13 protein-coding genes and 3 pseudogenes are annotated in these 15,072 nt (G+C 62.1%); 14 read left to right on the top strand and 2 right to left on the bottom strand.

From position 1 onward, the window contains the following. The first annotated feature begins 127 nt into the window (after window positions 1-127). From tauA to pta, 8 genes are all read left to right on the top strand, one after another. The gene (gene tauA, locus ACTJKM_RS29555) at window positions 128-1,144 is read left to right on the top strand and encodes a taurine ABC transporter substrate-binding protein (RefSeq protein ID WP_440661519.1); all 1,017 of its coding nucleotides are present in this window, start codon (window positions 128-130) and stop codon (window positions 1,142-1,144) included. 86 nt (window positions 1,145-1,230) lie between these two features. Then, window positions 1,231-2,043 (top strand): taurine ABC transporter ATP-binding protein, encoded by an 813-nt coding sequence (locus ACTJKM_RS29550; RefSeq protein ID WP_034790429.1) that lies wholly within the window; start codon window positions 1,231-1,233, stop codon window positions 2,041-2,043. Then, window positions 2,036-2,863 (top strand): ABC transporter permease subunit, encoded by an 828-nt coding sequence (locus tag ACTJKM_RS29545; RefSeq protein WP_058327854.1) that lies wholly within the window; start codon window positions 2,036-2,038, stop codon window positions 2,861-2,863. Before ACTJKM_RS29550 ends, ACTJKM_RS29545 begins: the two co-directional genes overlap by 8 nt. 219 nt (window positions 2,864-3,082) lie before the next feature. Then, window positions 3,083-3,463 carry a nuclear transport factor 2 family protein gene (locus tag ACTJKM_RS29540; RefSeq protein ID WP_113513688.1) on the top strand — a complete coding sequence of 127 codons (381 nt, stop codon included), beginning with the start codon at window positions 3,083-3,085 and terminating at the stop codon, window positions 3,461-3,463. Window positions 3,464-3,480: 17 nt separating this feature from the next. Beyond that, window positions 3,481-4,881 carry an NAD(P)/FAD-dependent oxidoreductase gene (locus ACTJKM_RS29535; RefSeq protein WP_113513567.1) on the top strand — a complete coding sequence of 467 codons (1,401 nt, stop codon included), beginning with the start codon at window positions 3,481-3,483 and terminating at the stop codon, window positions 4,879-4,881. A gap of 35 nt (window positions 4,882-4,916) precedes the next feature. Then, window positions 4,917-6,692: a sulfoacetaldehyde acetyltransferase gene (gene xsc, locus ACTJKM_RS29530; protein WP_058327851.1), complete on the top strand. Its 1,776-nt coding sequence runs from the start codon at window positions 4,917-4,919 to the stop codon at window positions 6,690-6,692. A 74-nt stretch (window positions 6,693-6,766) separates the two neighbouring features. Continuing rightward, window positions 6,767-7,804, top strand: coding sequence for a YeiH family protein (locus ACTJKM_RS29525; RefSeq protein ID WP_058327850.1), 1,038 nt, complete (start codon window positions 6,767-6,769; stop codon window positions 7,802-7,804). Then, window positions 7,804-8,814, top strand: coding sequence for a phosphate acetyltransferase (pta, locus tag ACTJKM_RS29520; protein ID WP_440638546.1), 1,011 nt, complete (start codon window positions 7,804-7,806; stop codon window positions 8,812-8,814). The genes ACTJKM_RS29525 and pta overlap by 1 nt, the downstream gene beginning before the upstream one ends. Before the next feature lie 19 nt (window positions 8,815-8,833). On the opposite strand, the pseudogene ACTJKM_RS29515 reads toward pta, so the two are convergent. Beyond that, a pseudogene (locus ACTJKM_RS29515) lies at window positions 8,834-8,992 on the bottom strand (LysR family transcriptional regulator); the annotation flags it as partial. Between the two features lie 2 nt (window positions 8,993-8,994). Here ACTJKM_RS29515 and ACTJKM_RS29510 point away from each other — a divergent pair. Next, window positions 8,995-9,351: pseudogene (locus ACTJKM_RS29510) on the top strand (glycine cleavage T C-terminal barrel domain-containing protein); the annotation flags it as partial. Window positions 9,352-9,635: 284 nt separating this feature from the next. Next, window positions 9,636-10,340, top strand: a pseudogene (locus tag ACTJKM_RS29505) (aldo/keto reductase); the annotation flags it as partial. A gap of 187 nt (window positions 10,341-10,527) precedes the next feature. Here ACTJKM_RS29505 and ACTJKM_RS29500 read toward each other — a convergent pair. Continuing rightward, window positions 10,528-11,889, bottom strand: coding sequence for a PLP-dependent aminotransferase family protein (locus tag ACTJKM_RS29500; RefSeq protein ID WP_440661518.1), 1,362 nt, complete (start codon window positions 11,887-11,889; stop codon window positions 10,528-10,530). A 136-nt stretch (window positions 11,890-12,025) separates the two neighbouring features. Between ACTJKM_RS29500 and ACTJKM_RS29495 the strand changes: the two genes are divergently transcribed. The 4 genes from ACTJKM_RS29495 to ACTJKM_RS29480 all read left to right on the top strand — a co-directional run bounded on the left by ACTJKM_RS29495 (window position 12,026) and on the right by ACTJKM_RS29480 (window position 15,048). Next, window positions 12,026-12,430: a VOC family protein gene (locus ACTJKM_RS29495; RefSeq protein WP_058321985.1), complete on the top strand. Its 405-nt coding sequence runs from the start codon at window positions 12,026-12,028 to the stop codon at window positions 12,428-12,430. A 35-nt stretch (window positions 12,431-12,465) separates the two neighbouring features. Beyond that, on the top strand, window positions 12,466-13,095 hold the full coding sequence (locus tag ACTJKM_RS29490; protein WP_113513579.1) for a LysE family translocator: 630 nt from the start codon (window positions 12,466-12,468) through the stop codon (window positions 13,093-13,095). Between the two features lie 54 nt (window positions 13,096-13,149). Then, complete coding sequence (locus ACTJKM_RS29485; protein ID WP_440661516.1) at window positions 13,150-13,995, top strand: PhzF family phenazine biosynthesis protein; 846 nt, start codon at window positions 13,150-13,152, stop codon at window positions 13,993-13,995. Window positions 13,996-14,451: 456 nt separating this feature from the next. Further along, the gene (locus ACTJKM_RS29480; RefSeq protein WP_058327847.1) at window positions 14,452-15,048 is read left to right on the top strand and encodes an NUDIX domain-containing protein; all 597 of its coding nucleotides are present in this window, start codon (window positions 14,452-14,454) and stop codon (window positions 15,046-15,048) included. Window positions 15,049-15,072 lie beyond the last annotated feature (24 nt).

Raw genomic sequence — 15,072 nt, 5'->3', positions numbered from 1 at the left:
CCCAATGACGTTAATCTGGATCTATTCAACTTCCATACTGGATATAACGCAAGCCGGATCTCGGTCTTATCGTCATGAGCAAGATCGGAAAAACCGGTCAGTGAATAAACAAAGAGGAGGACGAAGCATGCTACATGGACATTTCAGACGACTGGCCGCAGCAGCCAGCATTGTGGCGAGCCTTGCCGCATCCGGCGTGGCTTATGCCGAAACGAAGCTCGTCGTCGGCTATCAGCAGATCGTCGGCCCGTTTGTGGCTGCGATCGCCGACGGGCGCTTCGACGCCGCCGCCAAAGAGGCCGGTTACTCGATCGACTGGCGCCAATTCAGCTCGGCCGGCGACATCACGACGGCGCTCGCCTCGGGCGACGTGCCGATCGGCGTTCTCGGTTCGACTGGCACCGCGGCTGCCGCCACGCGCGGTGTCGAACTGCAACTCTTCTGGATCCTCGACAATATCGGTCAATCGGAGGCGTTGGTCGCCCGCGACGGTTCGGGCATCGAAACGCCCTCGGACCTCAAGGGCAAGAAGGTCGCCGTGCCCTTCGTCTCGACCTCGCATTTCCATCTTTTGGTCGGCATGAACAAGGTCTGGAACGTTGACCCGCGCGAAGTGGAAATTCTCAATCTGAAGCCGCCGCAAATCGTCGCCGCCTGGCAGCGCGGCGATATCGATGCCGCCTATGTATGGCCGCCGGCGCTTTCTGAAATTCAGAAGACTGGCAAGACGATCTCCGATTCCCAGGTGATCGGTGATGCGAGTGTGCCGACCTTCGACGGGCTAGTGGTTGACAAGGCCTGGGCCGCGGAAAATCCGAAGCTCATGGAGGCCTTCACCAAGGTCCTGGCGAAAGCTTATGCCGACTACAATGCCGACAAGGCGGCGTGGACGGAGGAATCTCAGCAAGTCCAGGGCATCGTCAAGCTGATCGGCGGCGATGGCCCGAGCACGGTCGAAGCCTTACGTCTTCTTTCGTTCCCGAATGCGGATGAGCAGGCCTCCGAGGTTTGGCTCGGCGGTGGCGCCACGCGCGCGCTCACCGAAAGCGCCAAGTTCCTCGTCGAGCAAAAGCAGATCGGCAATTCGCTCGACGATTACGCGCCCTATGTGAACGCCGACTTTGCCAAGGCGGCCGCGCAATAATTTGATCTGCTGATTGCGCCGGTCCTGAGGAGCGGCCGGCGCGTCCATCATCAAGACCGTGACCGAGGTGCAGGGAGGCATTTCTCATGGAAACATTGAGCGTCAGGAACATCAGTCTGACCTATCCGGGCCTGTACTCGGACCAGGCGATCATCGCCTTGAAAGGTGTCAACCTTACCATCAACAGCGGCGACTTCGTCGTCGCACTCGGCGCCTCGGGTTGCGGAAAGACGACGCTGCTCAACCTGATGGCGGGCTTTATGGCCCCCTCGGAGGGCGACATCACGCTTGGCAACCACCAAGTCAACGGACCGGGTGCCGAGCGTGGCGTGGTCTTCCAGAAGCACGCGCTTCTGCCGTGGCTGAACGTCATAGAGAACACCGAATTCGGCCTCAAGCTGCGCGGCGTCGACAAGGCGACCCGACGGGACCTCGCCACTAAGAACCTCGCTCTGGTCGGCCTGCAGGACTTCCACCGCCACATGATCTATCACCTCTCGGGCGGCATGCAGCAACGTGTCGGCATCGCGCGGGCGCTGACCTGCGACCCGGCCATGCTGTTGATGGACGAGCCGATGGCGGCTCTCGACGCGCTGACGCGCGAGACGATCCAGGAACTGCTGCTCAAGGTCTGGCAGCTCACCAACAAGATGTTCTTCTTCATCACCCACAGCGTGGAGGAAGCGTTGTTCCTCGGCTCGCGGCTGATCGTCATGTCGCCGCGCCCGGGCCGCATCACCCACACTTACGAGCTCAACTTCAACAAGCGTTTCCTCGCCGAGGGCAATGCCCGTGCGATCAAATCCAGCCCGGAATTCATCCGCATGCGCGAGGAGGTGCTCGGCATCATCTATGGCGACGAACGTGCGTCCGGCAACCCGGAGGTGGCCCATGCTTGACAGAGTGACACGGGCCAAGCCCGTAAAGGCCGGCAAGATCTTCGGCGCTCCGGGTGACGGAAGCAGCGGATTGATCAGCTTTTCAACGACACTCGTGCTCGTCGCCCTCTGGTTCCTCGTTACCGAATCCGGTTGGGTCAAGCCGCTTTTCCTGCCGTCGCCGCTGGCGGTCTGGGACAAGTTCATGCTGGCGCTGACGGACGGTGTTTCGAACTCGACCCTGATACAGCACACGCTTGCCAGCATCAGTCGCGTCTTCGGTGCCTTCCTGCTGGCGCTGGTAACGGCGGTTCCGATCGGCATCCTGATGGGCGTCAACCGCTTCGTGCGCGGTCTGTTCGATCCGATCATCGAATTTTACCGGCCGCTGCCGCCGCTTGCCTATCTGCCACTGGTCATCATCTGGCTCGGCATCGGCGAGTTCCCGAAGGTGTTCCTCATCTATCTGGCGATCTTCGCGCCGATGGCGATTGCCGCAAGGGCAGGGGTACGTTCGGTCTCAACCGAGCAGATCCACGCGGCCTATGCGATGGGCGCCACTCGTGGGCAGGTGATCAGCCAGGTGATCATGAAGGCCGCCTTGCCCGAGATCTTCACCGGCATGCGCATTGGCATCGGTGTCGGCTGGACGACCCTGGTGGCGGCGGAAATGGTGGCTGCCAACCGAGGGCTCGGCTTCATGGTTCTGAACGCGGCCGAAAACCTCGAAAGCGACACGGTGATCATGGGCATCTTCATCATCGGCATCTTCGCCTTCGCCTTCGATCTTCTGATCCGCTACCTCGAAAAGGTGCTGATCCCCTGGAAGGGCCGCCTTTAACCAGAGATTCCCGCTCTCAAGTGGAATCACTGGAGACGGAAAGATGGCCTAGAATCAAAGTGCTAGAGCGTTCCTTTGCGCGTTCAATTGAACGCACGGCGCTCTAGGCGACAGCTTCGACAAATCATTCGTACCCGGCCTGGCGGCCTTTGAAGACGGCGTCTCCCGTCTCCGGCGAAGCCATGCCTGACGACTAAGCCAAAGGACAGGACGATGACACTGACTGCAACCGATCTCAAAACCTTGTTCGATGCCTTCAACCGGCACGACATCGATGGGGTCATGCGCTTCTTTGCCGAGGACTGCGTTTTTAACGCGGTCGGCGGACCCGAGGTCTACGGCGCCCGCTTCACCGGTAGAGCGGCGATTGCTGACGCCTTCAGCGGCGTCTGGACATCGATGCCGGATGCCGAATGGGGCAATCACAGCCATTTCGTCGAAGGCGACCGTGGCGTGTCCGAATGGACCTTCTCCGGCACGGCGGCCGACGGCAGCCGCATCGAGGCGGAGGGCTGCGACCTTTTCACCTTCCGCAACGGCAAGATCGTGCGCAAGCAGGCGTTCCGCAAGAACCGCCCGGTCCTGCAACCCCGCTACTGAGCGCTGGAGCGAAAGCCATGCAATTGCGCGCCACCCCCTTGAAGCCCGCGAGAGAGCCGTTCGATCCGGCCTATGACCCCAACCATGCCCGCAGCCCTGGCACGGGCAAGGACTATGCGCCGACTTACTGGATCGGCACCGCCGGGCCGGAACCGGAGGATGACGGTCCCGTCATGCGGGATATCGACGTCGACGTCGCCGTCATCGGCTCGGGCTATACCGGTCTCTCCTGCGCCATTCATCTGGCCCGCGAGCACGGCATCAAGGCGACGGTGCTGGAGGCAAACAGCGTTGCCTGGGGCTGCAGCACCCGCAATGGCGGGCAGGCGCAGCTTTCGGCTGGCCGTCTGAAGCGCTCGCAGTGGATTGCCCGCTGGGGCGTCGACGTCGCCCGCAAGATGCACGCCGAGATTTCCGAAGGCTTCGACCTCTTTCGCGCCCTGATCCGCGAACCGGAAATCGACTGCGACCCGCAGGACGGCGGCCACCTCTATATCGCCCACCGCGACAAGATGTTGCCGGCGCTCGAAAGCGAGGTGCGGGTCCTCAACGACACCTTCGGCTATCCCGCCCGCATGGTCTCGCGCGACGAGATCCACCGCGATTTCGTCCGCGACGAGGAGGCGCGCGGGGCGATGTACGAGCCCGATGGCGTGGGCATCCACGCCGCCAAGCTCGCCTTTGGCTACTTGAGGCTTGCTCGCAAGCTGGGCGCAAAGGTGCATACGTCGAGCCCCGTGCTCGATTGCACGGCCAAGGGCGGCGTGCACTACCTCACCACCCCGGGAGGCACGGTTCGGGCGCGCGCCGTCTGCATCGCGACTGCCGGGTACACCTCGCCCGGCATGAACGCGCTCACCCGCCACCGGCTGATGCCGATCCTGTCGAACTCGATCGTCACCCGGCCACTGACAACGAGCGAACTGCAGGCGTTGAACTTCAAAGCCCGCATCCCGCTCACTGACACGCGGACGCTCCGCCACTACTACCGCATGCTGCCGGATGGCCGGGTGCAGATCGGTAGCCGCAGTGCCATCACCGGGCGCGATGCCGGCAATCCGAAGCATCTCGAACTGCTTCTCGCCGGCCTCTATCGCAAGTTTCCGGCGCTCCGCGGCATCGACATCGATTACTCCTGGTGGGGCTGGGTGGATGTCAGCCACGACATGATGCCGCGCATCTTCCAGCCGGATCCGGGCCAGAGGCTGTTCTACGCCATGGGCTATGGCGGCAACGGCGTCATGTATTCCGCCCAGGCCGGCCGCCGCATGGCCCAGATGGTCGCCGGCAAGGGTGGCGGTCTCGACCTACCGATCTTCACCTCGTCCCTGCCGAGCCACGGGCTGCTGACGCCGTTCCGGCGGCTTGGCCAATGGGGAATGTACCGCTGGTACTACCTCCGCGACGAAATCCTATAACCCTTTGAAATAACTGCCAGGAAAGGAACCACCCCATGAAAATGACCACCGAGGAAGCCTTCGTCAAAGTTCTTCAGATGCATGGCCTCGAACATGCCTTCGGCATCATCGGCTCGGCCATGATGCCGGTGTCGGACCTCTTCCCGAAGGCCGGCATCAAGTTCTGGGACTGCGCCCATGAGACCAATGCCGGCATGATGGCCGATGGTTTCAGCCGCGCGACCGGCACCATGTCGGTCGCGATCGGCCAGAACGGCCCTGGCGTCACCGGCTTCATCACCGCGATCAAGACCGCCTACTGGAACCACACGCCGCTTCTGATGGTGACGCCCCAGGCGGCCAACAAGACGATCGGCCAGGGCGGCTTCCAGGAAGTCGACCAGATGGCGATGTTCGAGGAAATGGTCTGTTACCAGGAAGAGGTGCGGGACCCCTCGCGTATCCCTGAGGTGCTCAACCGCGTCATCGAGAAGGCCTGGCGTGGCTGTGCGCCTGCGCAGATCAACATCCCGCGCGACTACTGGACCCAGGTGATCGACGTCGACCTGCCGGCGATCGTCCGCTTCGAACGTCCCGCCGGCGGACCGCAGGCGATCTCTGAGGCCGCAAAGCTGCTGTCGGAGGCGAAATTCCCTGTTATCCTCAATGGTGCCGGCGTCGTCATCGGCAATGCCATTTCGGATTCCATGAAGCTTGCCGAACGCCTCGACGCGCCGGTCTGCTGTGGCTACCAGCACAATGATGCCTTCCCCGGCAGCCATCGCCTCTCGGTCGGACCGCTCGGCTACAACGGCTCGAAGGCAGCGATGGAACTGATCTCTAAGGCCGACGTCGTGCTGGCGCTCGGTACCCGGCTCAATCCCTTCTCGACGCTTCCGGGTTATGGCATCGACTACTGGCCGAGGAACGCTTCGATCATCCAGGTCGATATCAACGCCGATCGGATCGGGCTGACCAAGAAGGTGTCGGTCGGCATCTGCGGCGATGCCAAACAGGTCGCCCGCCAGATCCTCGAGCAGCTCTCACCGTCAGCCGGCGATGCAGGGCGCGAAGAGCGCAAGGCGGCAATCCACCAGACCCGTTCTGCCTGGCAGCAGCAGCTTTCCTCGATGGATCATGAGGATGACGATCCGGGCACGGAATGGAACGAGAGCGCACGTTCGCGCGAGCCGAACCGCATGTCGCCGCGCCAGGCCTGGCGAGCGATCCAGGCGGCCCTGCCGAAGGAGGCGATCATCTCCACCGACATTGGCAACAATTGCGCGATCGGCAACGCCTATCCGACCTTCGAAGCCGGCCGGAAATATCTGGCACCGGGCATGTTCGGCCCCTGCGGTTACGGCTTCCCGTCGATCGTCGGCGCGAAGATCGGTTGCCCTGACGTCCCGGTGGTCGGTTTTGCCGGTGACGGCGCCTTCGGCATCTCGATGAACGAAATGGGCTCGATCGGCCGCGAGGGCTGGCCGGCCATCACCATGGTGATCTTCCGCAACTATCAGTGGGGCGCTGAAAAGCGCAACACGACGCTCTGGTACGCCAACAACTTCGTCGGCACCGAGCTCAACCCCAACCTCTCTTACGCCAAGGTGGCCGAAGGCTGCGGTCTGAAGGGCGTGGCCGTCAACACCACGGCAGCACTCACCGACGCGCTTTCCAACGCGATCGCCGACCAGAAGAGGGGCGTCACGACCTTTGTCGAAGTCATCCTCAACCAGGAACTCGGCGAGCCTTTCCGTCGCGACGCGATGAAGAAGCCGGTGCCGGTGGCCGGCATCGACCGCGCCGACATGCGCCCACAGAAGCGGGCCTGAGCCTACCCGATTGCACGATGCCCGTCCGGAAAACCGGGCGGGCTGAGCTTCCCGCGAGCGACCGGAATGACACCATGACCTTTACCGCCTCTGTCCACCAACGTTTCCGCAGCGTGCCCAACGGCTTTGCGACCTATTGGCCGGGCTTTGCCGTGACCGCGGCCGTCGCCGTCGCCGCACAGTTCCTCTCCGATCACTACGGCGCGCCGGCCATGCTGATGGCGCTTTTGCTCGGCATTGCCTTCCACTTTCTTTCGGAGGAAGGGCGCTGCGTCGCCGGGATCGATTTCTGCGCCAAGAAGGTGCTGCGCATCGGCGTGGCGCTGCTCGGCATGCGGATCAGCGTCGACCTCCTGATCGGGCTTGGCGCCGGCACGATCCTGCTGCTCGTCTCGGCGATCGCGGCCACCATCGGCATTGGCCTGCTCGCCGCAAAACTGCTCGGCCGCGGCTGGCGGCTCGCGCTCATCACCAGCGGTTCGGTCGCCATCTGTGGCGCGTCGGCGGCGATGGCGATCGCTGCCGTGCTTCCGAAAAACGAGTTTTCCGAGCGCAACCTGATCTTCACCGTGCTCTCAGTCACGGTGCTCTCCACCCTTGCAATGATCGCATATCCGATCATTGCCCAGACCATGGGGCTTGATGCACGGGCCACCGGCATCTTTTTCGGCGGCACCATCCATGATGTGGCCCAGGTCGTCGGTGCCGGCTTCTCGGTCTCACCGGAAGCGGGCGAGACGGCGACGCTCGTCAAGTTGATCCGCGTCACCATGCTGGCGCCGGTCGTGCTTATCTTCTCGCTGTCGCTGCGCCATATCCCGCAGCCCGAAGGCGAGACCGGCAAGCGCCCGCCGCTGTTGCCCGGTTTCGTCGTCGCCTTTCTGATCTTTGCGGCGTTCAACTCCTTCGGCCTCGTACCTGAACTGGTGGCCAAGGCCGGCATGGAAACGTCCCGTTGGGCGCTGATTGCCGGCATCGTCGCCGTCGGCATGCGCACCTCGCTCAGGCGCGTGCTTGACGTCGGTGGCGACGCCGTCGCGCTCATCGTCGCCGAAACCGTCTTCATTGCCCTCTTCATCCTCGTCGGCATTCACTATCTGGGGCACGCCTGATGAAACCGCTCGACCGCATTCTCGAAGCCGCGAAATCCGCGCCGCGCCATATCGTGCTTGCCGAAGGAGAAGACCCGCGCATCGTCGAGGGGGCCTTGCGCGCCGTGCGCGCCGGCATTGCCGAAATTACGCTCGTCGGCGGCCGGAACGTCGTTCAGAGGCGGCTGGAGGCCGCCGGCGCGCGCCCGGGCGAAATCCGCATCGAGGATCCGGCGTTGTCGCCGCTCACCCCGCGCCTTGCTGCAGCCTACCATGAGCTGCGCCGAAGCAAGGGCGTCGACGCCGCGGCAGCTGCCGACGCGGTTAGATCGCCGCTCGTCTTTGCCGCGATGATGGTGCGCGAGGATGCCGCCGACGGCACGGTTGGCGGGGCGGTTGCGACCACCGCCGATACGGTGCGCACCGCCCTCCAGACCATCGGGCGTGCGCCGGATGTCAGCCTTGTCTCGAGCTTCTTCCTGATGATGCTGTGTGCGCCGCATCACGCAAAGAAGGGCGCTTTCGTCTTTGCCGATTGCGGCCTCGTGGTGGACCCCGATGCCGCGGGTCTCGCCGACATCGCGGTGACGTCGGCGCGCTCCTTCGAGGCGCTTGCCGGCAAGCCCGCGAAGGTGGCGATGCTCTCGTTTTCCACTGCCGGCAGCGCTGCGCATGAGCGCGTTTCCAAGGTGGTGGAGGCGACCAGGCTCGCCCATGCCGCAGCACCCGGTCTCGTGATCGATGGCGAGCTGCAGTTCGACAGCGCCTTCGTCGAGGCCGTCAGTGCCGCCAAGGCCCCCAACTCGGCGCTCAACGGCGAGGCCAATGTCTTCGTCTTCCCGAACCTTGATGCGGCGAATATCGGCTACAAGATTGCGCAGCGGATCGGCGGCGCGACGGCCATCGGCCCAATCCTGCAGGGGCTCGCCAAACCGGCCAACGACCTCTCGCGCGGCTGCAGTGTCGACGATGTCTTCCACATGATCGCAGTTACCGTCGTTCAGGCCTCAGGCGCGAAATCGGGCGGGTAGGCGGATGAAAGCCGACAGCTCACGCTGCCGCTTTTGCAAGACTGCGCGCAATGTCGAAGAAGGCGCTGACAAGCTTGCCGTTGCTACGTTCGCGCAAGCAGATCAGCGCTTCGTCCATCAGCATTTCCGGCGCCTCGATCCGAATGGGAACGAGGCGATTGTCCTGACCGAACTCGGCCAGTCGCCGCCGACAAGACGGGCGGCTTCATCGGCCGGCAGGCCTATCTTGCCGCAAAGGCGAAGGGCACACCTTCTCGCCGTATTGTGCAGTTTACAGTGAACGATCCCTGGCCAATGCTCTGGGGCGGCGAGTTGATCCTTCGCGATGGGAACCCCGTTGGCGAGGTGCGCTCGGCCGCCTACGGCCATACCCTTGGATGTTCGGTCGCGCTGGCACTCATCGAACATGCAACCGGCGTGGATACCGACTTCGTGAAGTCCGGCAACTTTGAAGTCGAACTCGCCGGCGTCCGTTTCGCTGTCACCGCTCACGTTACGGCCGCCTATGACCCGAAAGCCATCCGCATCAAGGCTTAGTCGCTGCAAGCCCTTGACGCGGGGCAGATCGCGCGCGCCAATCGATATTGCCGCAAGGCAATATCTGCCGGGGGAATGTGTCCGACGAGCCCGACGCTCGAAACTTCGAGAGAGCCGAGTTTCGGCGTCCAGACCATGAAGAACATGGAGCTTAACCGTCGAGACCTGCTTTTGGCAGCGGGCACCTGGGCCGCAGTGACGAACGCCGGTGTCGCTGAGGCGCAAACCGCCACACCGGAGCAGACCCCATACCAGCACGACTGTGTCGGAAATCGGACGGCGGAAACATCAAGCTTGTCGTCGAGGGCATGCTGAAGCGGCTGCGTACCGATCGCATTGACCTTCTGTACCAGCACCGGGTTGATCCGCAGGTGCCAATCGAGGACGTCGCCGGGTCCGTCAAGGACCTGATGTCCGAAGGCAAGGTCCTGCATTGGGGCCTATCGGAAACGGGTATGAACACGCTACGCCGAGCACATGCGGCGCTGCTCCTGACCGCTGTCCAGAGTGAATATTCCATGCTTTGGCGCGGCCCGGAGACCGGTGCGATCCCGGTTTGCGAGGAACTCGGCATCGGGTTTGTGCCGTGGAGCCCTCTTGGTGTGGGTTTCCTCAATGGTGCGATCGACGCGCAGACGCGGTTTGCCCCCGGGGATATCCGCGGCATCGAGACCCGCCTTGCCCCTGAAAACCTGCCCCACAACCTGGCACTCGTCGAGCTCCTGAAAGTTTGGGCCGAACGCAAACAGGCCAGACTGTGGCAAATCGCTCTGGCATGGCTTTTGTCTCAAAAGCCATGGATCGTGCCGATCCCCGGAACGACGCAGATGGCGCACATGATCGAGAACATCGGTGCGCCGGCAATCAAGCTCTCGCCCGCCGAAATCGCCGAACTGAACGCCTCCGTATCAGCGATCGAGATCCGTGGCGCGAGGCTGCCAGACGCTGTCCAGGCCTATTCGGATGTTGAAGCGCCTCTGAAGTCGTAATCGCAACTTAGGCCCGCCCAAAGCAATCTGTTTGCTTTGAGCCAGCTACGGCAAATCGGGAGCTATCTGCGAGAGGCGACTTCGTGTTCTAACGTCGTCGTGTCGGAGGAAGCCGCGTTCATTTGTGGCTCGCTTGTCGAAATAACGGGCGCCCAGGCGGTTGCGTGAGGTGGGGTGTTCGCTTGTCTTATTTCGGAGATTGCCTCCGCATCTCGATTAGCCACTGCGCCAGACGTGTCAGTGCCTCGGTCAGATCTTCGAACGATGCGCCGCCAAGGCAAAGCCGAATTCCGCTCGCCCGATCCTCTCGATCCACCATCATGGAATCCGGTGGGGTCAGTTTGATGCCGGTCGCCGCAGCGACGGATACGAAATGGTTGGCAGCGTCGCGCGGCATCGGCAGCCAGGCGTTATAAGCATCGGGATCAGAGACAAGTTCGGCCGTACCGAGAAGAGAGACAGCGAGACTGGATCGACGCCGCGCCTCATGGCGCAGATCACGCTGGATCGAAGGGATGACGCCGGTGATCAGCCATTCCTCGACCACTGCACAGGAGAGCGGCGAGGGGGTCAGAGGCATGTCTTGCAAGGCGTCTTCCGCTGTTTCGTTAAAACCAGCCGGCAACGCGAGCACGCCGATCTGCAATCCGGGGCCAAGCGACTTGGACAGCCCGTTCACATGAAAGGCGATCTCGGGCGCCAATGCCGTCAGCGGAGGCAAAGCCGGCCCGGCTGGCGCATAGACGCCGTCCTCGATGATCCGCGCGCCCGCCCGACGGCAAATTTCCGCGATGGCCTGCCTTCGCTCCCCGCCCATCGTGGCGGTGGTCGGATTGTGAAGCGTCGGAGTGAGGTAAACTGCCTTGCTGCCGGCCGATGCGGCGCTGTCGAGCGCCTCTGCCAGTGCCTCTGGCACCATCCCTTCTGCGTCGATCCTGACGCCCTGCATCCGATATCCCTTGCGCCGGGCCAGCGCGATCGCGCCGGGATAGGTGATCCGTTCGGTCAGAAGCAGTCCCTGCGGACCGCAGGCGAGGTCGAAGGCCAGTGAGAGCGCCTGGCGGGCGCCGCTCGTCAGCACCAGATGCGACGGATCGACGATGAGACCCAGTGTTTCGAGCCAGCGGGCCAGAACACGGCGGTGCTCCAGATGTCCGGCGGGTGGGGCGTAGAGATTGAGATGATCCGCATCGATCTTGCGCGCGATCCCGGTCAATGTCCGCGCCAGAAGGCGTGCGTTGAGCGTTGCCGGCGGGGCGTTGGATGAGAGATCGATCTGCCGATCCTTGTGTGCGTGGCGGATCGCCACGAACGTTCCCCGGCCCTTGACGCTACGCGTCAGACCTCGCCGTTCAAGAGCGGCATAGGCTTTCGTCACCGTGCCGAGGCCAATCCCCAGTTTCCATGCGACATCGCGATGCGCCGGCAGGCGGTCGCCTCCCGTCAGCCGCCCTTCGATGATGTCGTCGGCGAGAGCGAGCACCAGCCGCTCGGCGGCATTCGCCTCTATGTCGGCGAGACGTGGTGCCCATGGCGATTGAAGGAGCATGTTCGCCACCTCGATAAAAGTGTCACATGACACTATTCATATAAACAGCAAGTGTAACATACGCTATGACGACGCTGAACGAAATACACACTTGCAGGAGGCGCCTGACCGCGATGACGGGCGCATGGAGGGCCAGATGTTCAGTCATGTTACCGTCGGGGCGCGCGATCTTGAGCGGGCGGGTCGTTTCTATGACGCTGTGCTTGCTCCGCTCGGCCTGAAACGCCGCGTCGTTACCTCCGATGGCGGGCCTCCGGCGCTTTGCTGGGTGGCTATTCAAGCGCCACTGCCGCGCTTCTATGTCTACATCCCCTTCGATGGCGAGCCGGCGACGGCCGGCAATGGCTGCCTGGCCGCCTTTTTGTCCCCCTCGCAGGAGGCTGTGAGGACGGCCTACACCGAGGGTCTCGCGCACGGCGGGACGGACGAAGGCGCCCCAGGCCCGCGCCCACACTACGGCGATGGTTACTTCGGTGCGTATCTGCGCGACCCCGACGGAAACAAGGTCCACATCGTTCACCGCGGAGACCTCCAGCATTGATGCTGGAGAAGCCTTCTGTTTCTGGAGAAATTCGAATGATCGGCAGTCAGATAGCACTCGTCTACGGCACCTATCTCGTCGCCACCGCCAGTCCTGGGCCGAGCAACATGGCGATCATGGGAACGGCGATGCGCGACGGCCGCGTGCCCGCCCTCGTCTTGGCGGCGGGCGTCATCACGGGCTCACTCTTCTGGGCAGTACTGGCGGCGACGGGCATTTCCGCCGCGTTGGCCGCCTATGCAGAGGCGCTTTTCGTCATCAAGATCGTTGGCGGTGTTTATTTGCTCTATCTGGCTTTTCGTGCGGGCAAGTCGGCTCTGAAGCCGATCTCCGACATCACGAACAAGGACGCAAGGGCTGCCACGCCTTGTTATCGATCGCTCTATCGGCAGGGCATTCTCATGCATATCGGAAACCCGAAGGCGATTCTGGCCTGGATAGCGATCATGTCGTTGGGGTTCCGTCAGGATGCTCCCGCAGGCACGCTACCGGTGATCATTGGCGGTTGCGCCATCCTCGGCGTCCTGGTGTTCGGTGGCTACGCCATCGTCTTTTCGACGGCCTCCATGATTGCCCTATACGCCAGATTGCGGCGTTGGATTGAAGGTGTGCTCTCGGCGGTATTCGCGGTTGCGGGCCTTAAACTGCTTGCTTCGCAGAGCTGATGTTTGGGCCTGTCGATGCCCCAATGAAGTGACCCAAATTGAAAGCGCGATGTCATGACCCTTGCCGTCCATATGGTCGACGTGTTTGGCGCCGGGCCGTTTTCTGGTAACCCGCTGGCGGTCGTCATCGGCGCAGATGCCATGTCGACGGATGAAATGCAGCAGTTGACGCGGTGGTTCAATTTGTCGGAGACCGCCTTCCTCTTGCCGCCCACGCATCCAGATGCTGACTACCGGGTCAGGATATTCACGCTGGACAGGGAGATGCCTTTTGCCGGGCACCCGACGCTTGGAAGCTGTCATGTCTGGCTCTCGACGGGTCGGGTGCCGAAGAAGGCGACGGAAATCATTCAGGAATGCCACGCCGGTCTGGTCACGATCCGGCGTATGCAGGGGCGGCTTTCGTTTGCCGCCCCGCCGCTGATCCGTTCCGGCGCGCCAACACAGGGTGAATTGGATGGGGCCCGACAGCTGTTGGGCATTGAACCTTGCGATATCCTTGATGCCGCCTGGATCGACAATGGACCTGGATGGCTGGGGATCAGATTGGCATCGGCGGAGAAAGTGCTTTCGCTCAATCCGCTCCGCAACTGGGCCGGTCGGATCGACGTTGGTGTGGTTGGTCCGCATGCAAAGGGTCGAGATGCAGCCTTCGAGGTTCGCGCGTTCTTCAGCGACCATCTGGGTGCAATCGTCGAAGACCCCGTCACCGGAAGCCTCAATGCCTCGATCGCACAGTGGTTGTTCGCTGGAGGTGCGGTTGAGGGGGATTATGTCGCCGCCCAGGGGACCCGTCTTGGGCGCCATGGCCGGCTTCATGTGGGCCGCGATGACGTTGGCCGAATTTGGGTAGGCGGCGAAACGCGCACGCATGTCGAAGGCCGGCTACACGGCCTTTGAAAAGGAAAAAGAAGAGGTGTTTCATTGAGTACAATCGATAGGGCAGAAATTGAGCTCCCCGTCCAAAGACAGCTCGAAGCCTATAACGCCCGAGATATTGAGGCATTCATGCCTTGGTAGGCTGATGATTGCCAGTACTACGCATTTCCCTCCGCGCTTCTGGCAGGGGGCTGTCGAAATTCGGGAGCGACATATCGAACGGTTCAAAGAGCCTGATCTACATTGAACTCTGCTGACACTTATCGTGGTCGGCAATGTCGTCATCGACCACGGTTGCGCGAACTTTTCCGGAAGGGAAGGGCGAGGTCGATGTCGTTTGTATCTATGAAGTTGAAAACGGCAAGATTGCCAAAGCCTGGTTCAAGATCAGCGAGCGGCGGCTTTTGTAGCCTTAGGCGGACTGTACGAGGCCGATCGCACGGCCTTTGAAGCGGCAAACAAGAGAGTGGTGATTTGATGGACGAGAGTGTTTTCCGGCCGATCGCGGAGCGTGTATTGGCGAATGATTGGGGACGGCTGACCAAATACGAATTCGAACTTCGGCTCAGGGATGGAGGTTGGCAGCGGCAGACCCGAGAGGCTTACGATCGTGGTAACGGGGCGACATGCCTGTTGTACAATCCCCGAAGTGGCCGTGTTCTGCTGACCCGTCAGTTTCGTTTGCCGGTTTTCTTGAATGGCGGTCTGGAGTCATTAATCGAAACCCCGGCGGGACTGCTTGATGGTGCCGAGCCGGCAACGCGGATGCGTGCAGAACTGATCGAAGAAACTGGGTATGATGTCTCCGAACTGACGCATCTTTTCGACATCTACATGAGCCCCGGATCGGTCACGGAATACCTGGCATTTTTCTACGGCGAATATACCGAGAAACACAGGGTGGGAACCGGCGGAGGTGCTCCTGACGAGGGAGAAGACATAGACGTAATGGAAATCTCGTTGTCCGACGCGATCCATATGATCGACCGTGGTGAGATTCGCGACGCCAAAACGATCATTCTGCTTCAGCACCTGACGATCCGGCTCTTTCAGGAAAACGACGTGAAGCGCTGATCCGGATCTCCGGCCCATATCGAT

The organism is Ensifer sp. 22460, assembly GCF_052044935.1.
GTDB lineage: Bacteria > Pseudomonadota > Alphaproteobacteria > Rhizobiales > Rhizobiaceae > Ensifer.
This window is presented reverse-complemented; position numbering and strand designations above follow the sequence as displayed.